Annotated in this window: 6 protein-coding genes; 5 read left to right on the top strand and 1 reads right to left on the bottom strand. The window is 39.3% G+C overall.

Annotation, left to right across the window (positions count from 1 at the left end; all coding sequences use genetic code 11):
• The 3 genes from tnpA to AN486_RS24740 all read left to right on the top strand — a co-directional run.
• On the top strand, positions 1-289 hold a 289-nt coding region (tnpA, locus tag AN486_RS24750), incomplete at its 5' end, for an IS200/IS605 family transposase (protein WP_290602877.1).
• Positions 290-486: 197 nt separating this feature from the next.
• A complete protein-coding gene (locus tag AN486_RS24745; protein WP_290602876.1) occupies positions 487-1,746 on the top strand; it encodes an RNA-guided endonuclease TnpB family protein in 1,260 nt (419 codons plus the stop codon).
• A gap of 40 nt (positions 1,747-1,786) precedes the next feature.
• A complete protein-coding gene (locus AN486_RS24740) occupies positions 1,787-2,650 on the top strand; it encodes a hypothetical protein (RefSeq protein WP_053539854.1) in 864 nt (287 codons plus the stop codon).
• Between the two features lie 66 nt (positions 2,651-2,716).
• Here the strand turns inward: AN486_RS24740 and ctpB are convergent, their stop codons facing one another.
• Positions 2,717-4,051 carry a carboxyl-terminal processing protease CtpB gene (gene ctpB / locus AN486_RS24735; RefSeq protein ID WP_053539855.1) on the bottom strand — a complete coding sequence of 445 codons (1,335 nt, stop codon included), beginning with the start codon at positions 4,049-4,051 and terminating at the stop codon, positions 2,717-2,719.
• An 856-nt stretch (positions 4,052-4,907) separates the two neighbouring features.
• Here ctpB and AN486_RS24730 point away from each other — a divergent pair.
• Together AN486_RS24730 and AN486_RS24725 are read left to right on the top strand one after the other, a co-directional pair.
• The gene (locus AN486_RS24730) at positions 4,908-6,881 is read left to right on the top strand and encodes a bifunctional serine/threonine-protein kinase/formylglycine-generating enzyme family protein (protein ID WP_290602874.1); all 1,974 of its coding nucleotides are present in this window, start codon (positions 4,908-4,910) and stop codon (positions 6,879-6,881) included.
• A gap of 2,010 nt (positions 6,882-8,891) precedes the next feature.
• Positions 8,892-10,220: a four-carbon acid sugar kinase family protein gene (locus AN486_RS24725; protein WP_168635441.1), complete on the top strand. Its 1,329-nt coding sequence runs from the start codon at positions 8,892-8,894 to the stop codon at positions 10,218-10,220.
• Positions 10,221-10,407: the final 187 nt, after the last annotated feature.

The following is a 10,407-nucleotide window of genomic DNA, read 5'->3' as shown; positions in this document are numbered from 1 at the left end:
TAGGATTTTTGAGATATTTTCGGCATTAGCTATTGAAAAAGATTGGAATATTCGGGCGTTAGAAGTTGCACCAGATCACATTCATTTATTCGTAGAGATTCATCCAACTGATGCAATATTTCAGGTAGTTAAAGCATTTAAAGGACGCTCATCTAATTACCTAAGAAAAGAGTTCCCAGAATTAAAAAAGCTACCGTCACTTTGGACTAGCAGCTATTTCTTTTCAACTGCTGGAAACGTTGCTGCTGATACTATAGAAAGATATATTAATGACCCGCATCATGGTTGAGAATATTGGACGCGGTTAAAACCGCACGAGTAGGCTTTCCCCCGCGCTCTAAAGAGACGCGGCTCCCAGCCTTCCCGCAATCTCCTGGTGGGAATTAGACGGTTTTTCGACCAAAGCGACAGCAAGGGAGAAAAACATGGAGGCAATTCACAAATCTTGTGTTACACTATTTCGTAATAAATACTTTTCACTCTAATATGCTCAAAATTGTCAAAGTCAGATTATATCCAAATGCCCAACAACAGCAATCATTAGCACAAGCTTTTGGTAGCTGTCGTTGGCTATGGAATTATTTTTTGAATTTGATGAACGAAACTTATAAAGAGACAGGTAAAGGATTGTCTGGATACGAAGTTAAAAAGATAATTCCTCAACTAAAGAAAGAACATGAGTGGCTATCTTTAACCTATTCTCAGTGCTTGCAACAAGTCTGTTTAAACCTGGGAGTTGCATTTAACAATTTCTTTGAAAAAAGAGCTAAATACCCCAAGTTTAAATCTAAGCATGGTAAGCAGTCTATTCAATATCCTCAAAATGTTAAAATTGCTGATCATCAATTAATCCTACCAAAAATAGGGAAAGTATCAGCAATTATTCATCGAGAGATTGAAGGGAAAATTAAAACCGTAACCATCACCAAAAATTGTAGTGAACAATATTTTGCTGCAATTTTATTTGAAGATGGCAAAGATAAACCAGAGTTAATTGCAGAAGGCAAAGCAATAGGTATTGATTTGGGGCTAACTCATTTTGCAATTACCAGTGATGGTTCTAAATTTGATAACCCTCGGATACTGAATAAACATGAGAAGAACTTAAAAATAAAACAACAGCAATTATCCAGAAAACAAAAAGGCTCTAATAACCGCAATAAAACTAGAAAGAAAGTTGCTAGAGTCCATAGAAAGATAACTAATTGTAGAGAAGATTTTCTCCATAAACTATCTCGTAGGATAGTTAACGAAAACCAAGTTATTGTGGTAGAAAATCTTCATGTTAAGGGCATGATGCAAAATCACTGCCTAGCCAAATCTATTCAACAAGTTGGTTGGGGAATGTTTTGTACCATGCTTAAATACAAAGCAGAAAATGAAGGCAAAATTTATCAAGAAGTTGATAGATTCTTCCCGTCATCAAAAACTTGTCATGTATGCCTTAATCAAGTGGGAAGTTTGCCACTAGATATAAGATTTTGGACTTGCGAGAAGTGTCAGACCAAGCATGATAGAGACATTAATGCAGCGATAAACCTCAGAGATGAGGGACTACGAATTTTGACCTCTGGAACGGGGGATAAAGCGATGAAGTGTGGTCTTGGGGGTTTCCCCCATGAACAACTTCATCAAGAAGCCTGTCGCCCAGAAGTAAGTCGCAGTAATAGAGGACGCAAGAAGTCTACTACTGTGTTTTTTGCTGGACAGGAAGCCGACACTGTACCGTCAGGTCAGTGTGGGTAGTTCACTCTGTAATGAGTACCCGAAAACAAACATAAACACGATGATGATTAGCATACTACGTAAATTTACGATTGTTTGTTTAGCCTTGACCTTGTGCTTAACAACTGTCGCTTGTGGAGGAGGAAACGACGCTAATTCCTCAAGTAAGAACGTTAGCCAAACCGCTACTCCCACCAAGTTAAATGATGGTCAGTATGAAGTACAACAGGGTACATACAACGATGCCAATGGTGAGTATACCTTGTTTTTACTCAATAACAATCCCCCCAGCTTTGCCACAGAAAAGCTACAAATGGCACGATTGACTGATGATGAAATCAAAGCAGGTAAGAAAACTTACTTAAAAGTAGAAAATAGTCAGCCAATCTTATACATGACTGAAGACTTCAAACTTGAGTACGTCCATAATGTCACTGAAACCAGAAACAATCCCCAAACCGGACAACCGGAAACTGTAATTGTCCGTCAGCAAAGTAGTTTTTGGGCCCCTTTTGCCGGAGCTTTAGTTGGTAATGTTGCGGGACAAGCTATTAGTAGTATGTTATTTAGACCTCAATATTATGTTCCCCCCGTGTATCAGCCCGGTGGAATCATGAATGGTTACGGTGGCTATGGTTCTAACTATGACTCGGCTGTTTCTAGTTACCGTTCTCGCTACAATGAACCACCCGCAGCAGTGAGAAATCGCACGGCTTTCCGCACCACAGGAAACATCAGAAATTCCTCTTCAGGAACCGCAAACCGCACCTCCACTGGACGAGCTTCTGGTTCTGGTTTTGGTGGTAGTACCCTTCGTCCTTCTGGTAACTCTAGCTCTACCCGACGCAATTCTGGTAGTAGTTTTGGTAGTGGTGGACGTTCTTCCAGTCGTCGTTCTTCCGGTTTCGGTAGCAGAAGAAGATAGGCAATTTATTCATTAACTCTTGATTCTTAGGTTGGGTTGTGGGCTGAACCCAACCTACAATGAATGCTAAAACTTCAAGTCTTTCGCATTGACACTAATAGACTGAGGATTTTGATTTGTCACTGATTGTGCTAGTTTGCCATTAGAAAGAACAGCAATAGCACGGGTATATTGGGGATCGCTATTTGTACCAATTAAATTCGGATTAGAAGCTAATTGGCGTTCTTGAGTTTGGGTCAAGTCCAGCTTGATATCGGGAGCAATTCCTTTATGATTGATGTCTGTACCATTTGGTGTATAGTAATGGGCAATAGTCACAGCTAAACCTGAACCATCTCCTAGTTCATGGACTGACTGTACCAAAGCCTTACCGAAGGTTTGACTACCAACAACTACAGCCCGTTTATTATCTTTGAGTGCGCCAGTGAGGATTTCACTAGCACTAGCGGAATTACCGTCAACTAAAATTGCTAAAGGTAGCTTGGTAATTGCTGTCTGATTGGCTTTTGTTTGAGAGCTTGATCCTTTGCGGTCTACGGTTTTGACGATATGACCATCATCTAGCCACATCCGGGCGATTTCTATACTCGCATTTAATAAACCACCAGGATTACCTCGCAAATCTAAAACGTAGGAATCAACTTTTTGGGCTTTTAAAGTGCGAATAGCTACCCGCATTTGATCCGCCGCATGGGAGCTAAATTCTTGTAACCGAATATATCCTACTCGGCGACCAGATTCTTGTTTGAGGGTATACCGGACTGTGGGAACTTCTATAGTTGCCCTTGTTAATTTAACGTTGAATTTGTTATTTGGTCTTTCTAAATCTAAGCTGACAGAAGTACCTATTTGACCACGAATCAATTTTGAGGCATCTTCTACTGTCATTTTTAGGGTAGATTTGCCATCTATTGCCAAAATCTCATCGCCTGATTTCAGTCCAGCTTTGAGGGCTGGAGAGTTTTCTATGGCTTCTATAACCGTGAGGCGTTTGGTTTTTTCGTTAACTTGCATCCGAATCCCAATCCCGGACACTTCCCCAGATGTTTGGTTTGTCAGGGATTCATATTGTTTGGGGTTCATAAACCGGGTGTAGGGATCACCTAGCTTTTGTAAAGCCTCGCGGATTGCTACATAAGCCTCGTCTTTAGAAGTATAGTCTTTACTTAATAGACTTTGCCTGACCGCTTGCCAATCTTGTTGGTTAAATTTTCCATCAACATATTCACGATTCACCAACTGCCAAACTTGGTCAACTAATGCTTTCGGACTATCTTGTAAAGCAGCATGAACGCAGCGTGTCCAAGCTTGACCAAATACAGATATAGTAGCAGTTGTGGCGATCGCTCCACCAATCAGGGCAGCTTGGAGCGGTGAGTAACGTTTCGCAGATTGGTTCATGTATATTAGCTGAAATAGTTGTGTTTTTGACAGTTTATCAATCAGAATTTTCTGATGTTTGCTAGTTTTTTTATCCTAATAACCTTGATAATTCATCTACCTTTGGTTTTTTGTTAATGATCAGTTAGATATTTTATTTGTCGGTTAACAAATACGGTTCGAGTTGATCAGTTTTTTTTACAGAACAATCCAAGTATGTAACACTTAGGTGAGTGTCACTTGTAAATGCCCAATTATTTCCCTTCACCATAGCACTTTCTTCGCTGAGTAGCTGTCATTTGCCTCAATAGATAGTTAAAGTTTTATTAATTATTCATGCTTGATAAATATACTATCAACTTAATTCAATTCATTTCCAGGGCAATTTAAAAAATTGTAGCAATTGTTACAAAAATTATTTTGGGAGTTAAATCTGCTCCTGATTTTTTGGCTGGGTTTACCAATATAACGCTAGTACCCCAAGGCGGAAGTCAAAAGTCAAAAGTCAAAAATAATATGGCGTTAGGACTTGCGCGCTGTACAAATTCACGATGATGTGCATGAACATTTCAGCATAGTATATTTTAGGTAAAGTTTGTTGATTTTAACCTAACTTGTGATTTATATACTTTCTATCATAGGCGATCGCCCTCAATCCAGCTTCACAAAATATTAATTTAACCCACGCAGGTGAGTTTTGTCTGTGTAGACGCGGTTTCTAACTCCTGCATCTCTAAAAATCTGTTCTATGGTGCGTCAGATATCAACAATCTGTTTATTTGCAGGATTTATCCAGTCTGACGCACCCTACCAATGTGCTGCTTATTTTGAGTAAATTAAGGTAGAATATCGGATAAATGTGCTACTTACCAAGATTATGAGCCTGTGCATCAATCCTAGCTGCTCAAAGCCGCAAAATCCAGATAATCTCCTCTTTTGTGAAACCTGTGGTTCAGGGTTGTTGCTACAAAACCGCTATCGGGTAGTAGTTAGGCTAGGAGGTGGTGGTTTTGGTGATACATTTGAAATCAATGAAGTCAGAACCAATAAAACCAAAGTTCTCAAAGTCTTAACTAATAATAGCCAGAAAGCCATAGAAGCATTTAAACAAGAAGCCGAAGTTTTAAGTCAACTTAATCATCCGAGTATTCCCAAAGTAGAACCAGGCGCTTATTTTGAACATTATTCTCGCAACAGCAAAACCCCAATTCATTGTTTCGTAATGGAAAAGATTGAGGGAGAAAACTTACATGAGTATATGAAAAAAAATAGTTTGCGTCTCATTAATCAAACTACAGCAATAGAATGGTTGAAAGATTTACTGATTATTTTAGAACAAGTCCATAATAAAAACTTTTTTCACCGAGATATCAAACCATCTAACGTCATGTTGAGGGCTGGAGATACTCAATTAGTATTAATTGATTTTGGCACAGTTAGAGAGGTGACAAACACAGTCATGATTCAGCAAGGTGGAGTTACCGGATTTAATTCTCCCGGTTACACACCTTCGGAACAATTGACTGGTAACGCTGTAATGCAATCTGATTTCTTTGCTTTAGGACGGACATTTGTTTATTTACTCACGGGTAAAGAACCACTTGATCAAGAAATGTATGATTCTTATCATGCGACATTAAATTGGCGTAATTATGCACCGCAAATATCAAAAATGTTGGCAGATTTGCTAGATGAGATGATGCAAACTTTATACAAGGATCGTCCTCAAAATACCCAAGAGATTTTACAAAGGATAGCGAAAATAGAAAAAGCTTTACAACCACCACCTCCAAAACCTCAACTACAACCTCAACCTATTAAATATCAACCAAAACCAATTTCTCAGAAGCAGAAAAATACAACTCGTCGAGATTTTATTCAAACTGTGAGTTTAGTTGTTGGTGGTGCTGTTATCGCAGTTGTAGGACAAAATTTATTTTCTGGAAATAAAAATCAAACCTCAACACCAAAAATTACAACTTCTCCAAATACTCCAAATCCAACACCAGAACCAACACCAAAAATTACTACTCCCCCACTTCAAACCTTCAGTTTTGAAGTTGTCACCACAGACGCAACTGGAAGCATCACCAACCGCCGCAACGCCAGTGCAAAATACTTCACAGAAGACTTAGGAAACGGTGTTTTGTTGGAAATGGTGGAAATCCCAGGGGGAACATTTATGATGGGTTCACCCGCAAATGAAGCAGAACGAGATTCAGATGAAAGTCCCAAACACCAAGTAACTGTTCCGAGTTTCTGTATGGGGAAATATGAATTGACACAGGCGCAGTATCAAGCTATTATGGGAAATAATCCTGCTAATTTTAAAGGCAATAACCGTCCAGTTGAAAATGTTAGTTGGGATGATGCAGTTGCATTTTGTCAAAAGCTCAGTCAAAGAACAGGAAAAAAATACAGATTACCCAGTGAGGCGGAATGGGAGTATGCTTGTCGTGCCGGAACTACTACACCATTTTATTTTGGTGAAAGTATTACTCCAGAACTGGTAAACTATGATGGCAATTATCCTTACGCTTCTGCTCCCAAAGGTCAATATCGCCAACAAACAACAGATGTAGGAACTTTTCCCCCTAACGCTTTTGGTTTGTACGATATGCACGGGAATGTCTTGGAATGGTGTCAAGATGATTATCAAGAAAATTATATAAATGCGCCTACAGATGGTAGTGCCTCGACTGTTCTAAGCGCAACCTATAAACTCTTGCGCGGCGGTTCTTGGAACGGCAACGCTGGGTATTGTCGGTCTGCGGATCGCAATGGGTCTTTGCGTGACTTTCGCCGCTTCAACTACGGTTTTCGGGTCGTGTCTTCGTTCAGGACTTTGTAGCCCTTTATACTCTTACCCTTTCACCCTCTGCCCTTCTTTCTCTTTTCCCTTCTTAAACCCCCCGCCGTTAGGCGGGAAATATTTTTTTTTACAAAAAGCGGGTTTTGGCGTCTGAATTTAGTATATCACACATTTTCCATTTTGTCTGAATCAGGATTTACAGGATTTAAGGATGTACAGGATTTGATTGGTGGGTGTTGATGAGATTTAATTAATTGTCTGAATCAGGATTTACAGGATTTGAGGATGTACAGGATTTGATTTTTGGGAATTTGTCTGAATCAGGATATCCAGGATTTGAAGATTTACAGGATTTGATTGGTGGGTGTTGATGAGATTTAATTAATTGTCTGAATCAGGATTTACAGGATTTGAGGATGTACAGGATTTGATTTTTGGGTGTTGATGAGATTTAATTAATTGTCTGAATCAGGATATCCAGGATTTCAGGATTTACAGGATTTGATTTTTGGGAATTTGTCTGAATCAGGATATCCAGGATTTGAGGATGTACAGGATTTGATTGGTGGGTGTTGATGAGATTTAATTAATTGTCTGAATCAGGATTTACAGGATTTAAGGATGTACAGGATTTGATTGGTGGGTGTTGATGGATTTAATTAATTGTCTGAATCAGGATTTACAGGATTTGAGGATGTACAGGATTTGATTTTTGGGAATTTGTCTGAATCAGGATATCCAGGATTTGATTTTTGGGAATTTGTCTGAATCAGGATATCCAGGATTTGAAGATTTACAGGATTTGATTGGTGGGTGTTGATGAGATTTAATTAATTGTCTGAATCAGGATTTACAGGATTTAAGGATGTACAGGATTTGATTGGTGGGTGTTGATGGAAGTTTAAGGTAAATTATGTAGGTTTAATCAAAAATGAATAATCAAATCCCCAAAAGAAAAATGATAACCAACATCCTGAGAATCCTCAAATCCTGGATATCCTGATTCAGACAAAGAAAGTGATGAAATTTAAGGTAAATTATGTATGTTCAATCAAAAATGAATAATCAAATCCCCAAAAGAAAAATGATAACCAACATCCTGAAAATCCTGAAATCCTGTACTTCGACTTCGCTCAGTAACCAGACATCCTGATTCTGATAATCAACCAAAACTAAGTTAAAATACAATAAATAGCATCAAGAAGCAAGAAAACTAGTCAGCGATCGCTCAGAACTTTCTCTTGACATATTCCGCCTTACCCCCATTGCTTCCTTAGAACAAATCCTAGATGAAAACTGATTTCCTAACTCCGGTAACACCCGAAGTAACATTAGCGACAGAGAACAGGTAATATCTGCACTACAACTAAGTAGGTGAACACAATAAAACCAAACTGTGTAAAGAAACGTAAAATCGCTGAAAACTTCTTTACTATTGCCTCTTGCCTCTTGCCTCTTGCCTTGCTATAACGACAATTTTCAACGTCAACCTACTTAATTCGAGAAGATTTAGTCCGCGCTTTGAGAAGTGAACGGATTTTGCGCGATAATAAAAAACTGCTTGCTAATAACCAAGATTTAGTGGTAAATAATTTAGCTAATCTGCAAACCTTACAAGTTAGTAGTTAAGCTAGTGAATATGCTCAACTTCTTAATCAATCATTGCAGATTGCCTTAGAGAATGTTTTAAAAGTGGTATCCCGTAATTTTCATCACATTGTTACCCCCCTTTACCCTTGCAAAGGGCGGTAACAATAAAAATCCAGTTCCCTCCCCTTTATAAGGGGAGGGCTAGGGAGGGGTAAAACATTTGATACAGCAGCCCGACAAGCAAAGAAGAAAAATGGTTTAAATTGCTTTCCTCCAATTTGCCCTTACACAATTGATCAAATTTTAGATGTCGAATATCTACCACCATTCACATAAGTAGGTGAACACAATAAAACCAAACTGTGTAAAGAAACGTAAAATCGCCCAAACCCTCTTCACTCTTGCCTCTTGCCTTTTGCCTTGCCATAACGACAATTTTCAACGCCAACCTACTTATTTATGAATAACCAACCTAAAATAATTGTCCTTGATGATGATCCCACTGGTTCACAAACCGTCCATAGTTGTTTACTCTTAATGCGTTGGGATGTAGAAACCTTACGTTTAGGACTAAAAGATGATGCTCCCATTTTCTTCATTTTAACAAATACTCGTTCCCTCACCCCAGAAGCAGCCGCATCTGTAACTAGAGAAGTTTGTCATAACCTGAAACTTGCCTTAGCAGCGGAAAAAATCGCCGATTTTCTTGTAGTTAGTCGTTCTGACTCTACCTTACGGGGACATTATCCCATAGAAACTGATGTGATTGCCGAAGAACTCGGTCCCTTTGATGCTCATTTTCTTGTACCAGCATTTTTTGAAGGGGGAAGAATTACCCGCGACAGTATTCATTATCTAATTATTGATGATGTTCCCACTCCTGTACATGAAACAGAATTTGCCCGTGATTCTGTTTTTGGGTATAATTACAGCTATCTGCCTAAATATGTAGAAGAAAAAACTAAGGGGCGGATTAAAGAAGATAATGTTACTAGATTTTTACTCGCAGATATCCGTGCTGGTAGTTTAGAAAGTTTGTTACAACTTGAGAATAATCAGTGTGCTGTTGTAGACGGGGAAAATCAAGAGGATCTGAATACCTTTGCGGTAGATGTATTAACAGCCGCAAGTCGGGGAAAACGCTTTTTATTCCGTTCTGCTGCTAGTATTTTAACAGCTTTGGCTGCCTTGCCACCTCAACCCATTGCTGCTGAAAATATGGCAAAATATGTGCGCGGTGGTAAACCCGGTGTAATTATTGTTGGTTCTCACGTTAAAAAGACAACTCAACAGTTAGAATCATTATTAAAAGTTGAGGGGACGGTAGGTATAGAAGTGAATGTGGGCAGATTACTTGAGAATGGGGTAAATGAATCTGCTAAACTGCTAATCGAGATTATCGAAAATGTCAAAGTAGTACATGGTGCTGGTAAAACGCCAGTAGTTTATACTAGCCGTCAGGAATTGGCTTTTAAAGATGTCAAAACTAGATTAGATTTTGGCAATACAGTTTCAGCTTTACTTATGGATATTGTCCAGGGTTTACCATCTGATCTAGGATTCCTAATCAGTAAGGGGGGTATTACTTCTAACGATGTCTTGAGTACGGGACTGGCTTTAACTTCAGCCCGATTACTCGGTCAAATTTTAGCAGGTTGTTCAATGGTAATTACCCCATCTGATCATCCCCTGTTTCCTAATTTGCCAGTGGTGTTGTTTCCCGGTAATGTCGGTAATACTGATGCTTTAGGATTAGTTTATCAAAGATTGATAGGAAATAGGGAATAGGGAATAGGCAAGAGGCAAGAGGCAAGGGGCAAGAGGCAAGAGGCAAGGGGCAAGAGGCAAGAGGCAAGAGGCAAGAGGCAAGAGGCAAGAGGCAAGAGGCAAGAGGCAAGAGGCAAGAGGCAAGAGGCAAGAGGCAAGAGGCAAGAGGCAAGAGGCAAGAGGCAAGAGGCAAGAGGCAAGAGGCAAG

Source organism: Anabaena sp. AL93, from assembly GCF_001672085.1.
Classification (GTDB): Bacteria; Cyanobacteriota; Cyanobacteriia; order Cyanobacteriales; family Nostocaceae; genus Dolichospermum; species Dolichospermum heterosporum.
Note: the sequence above shows the minus strand (reverse complement) of the source record. Positions and strands in the feature narration are given on the sequence as shown.